The following is a 946-nucleotide window of genomic DNA, read 5'->3' as shown; positions in this document are numbered from 1 at the left end:
CTTTTTTACAAATATTTGCAATTTTTTAACAAGTAATGCAAGAAGTCTATTGAATGCTAATAAATTAGTGTCTTTTAAGGCATTATATTCATCTTCTTCTAAATTTAAATAAATTAATAATGTTTCTTTTGTAGCTAATTCATAGTTTTTTTTCTTTGCAAAAGTCATCAAATTTTATTAATTTATCTTTAATTTGCCGTTCTTTTACACTATTTCATCATTCTTTTGATACCTTTTTTACCTGTAATTTACGCTTTTTTACCTCTTTTTGCATATTTTTACCTCGTTAAAATCATCACCATCTTACCATCAACTTTACAAAAATAAAAAAAAAAAGACTTTTTCAAGTCTCTATTTTTAGTAATTTTTAAACAAGTGATTAAGGGCTATTAAATCCTACTTGTATTAAATTACATCACCATCTTAACATCTTTTAATAAATTGTCAACAAAATTTTATTTTTTTAGTGTATAAATTAGAACACAGAAAGGGTTAGAAAAATGAAAAAGAAAAAATATAAACACACAGGTCTTGATGAAAGATATAATTTAAAAGAACATTTGGTAGCAGAAACATTTAAGAAAAAAATGGTACACCTAATTTATCAAAAATAGCAAAAGTATTGGATAAAAGTCCTAACACAATCAGATTAGAGGTTAATAGACTTAAAGAAGAATATGATCCTGAAAAAGCAAATGATGATTATAAAAATAAAAGAAAAAAATCTATAAAATATACTAAAATTAGAAAAAAAGTTGTAAATTATGTAAGAAAAATTTTAAGTAAAAAAAGTTATTCACCGATGTTAATTATCTTTGAATATGAAAAAAAGTATAATGAAAAGTTTCCATTTTCGCATGTGACACTTTATAAGTATATTGATCATGGGGTTTTTGATGAAGAAGATAATGAAATTAAGAAAAAATTACCATTTAAAGGTAAAAAG

Annotated in this window: 1 pseudogene; it reads left to right on the top strand. The window is 22.7% G+C overall.

Going from position 1 to position 946, the window contains the following annotated elements:
• Nucleotides 1-500: 500 nt before the first annotated feature.
• Nucleotides 501-946, top strand: a pseudogene (locus TS70_RS06650) (IS30 family transposase); the annotation flags it as partial.

Source organism: Spiroplasma sp. hyd1 (genome assembly GCF_016082235.1).
In the GTDB taxonomy this organism is placed as follows: domain Bacteria; phylum Bacillota_I; class Bacilli_A; order Mycoplasmatales; family Mycoplasmataceae; genus Spiroplasma; species Spiroplasma poulsonii.
Note: the sequence above shows the minus strand (reverse complement) of the source record. Positions and strands in the feature narration are given on the sequence as shown.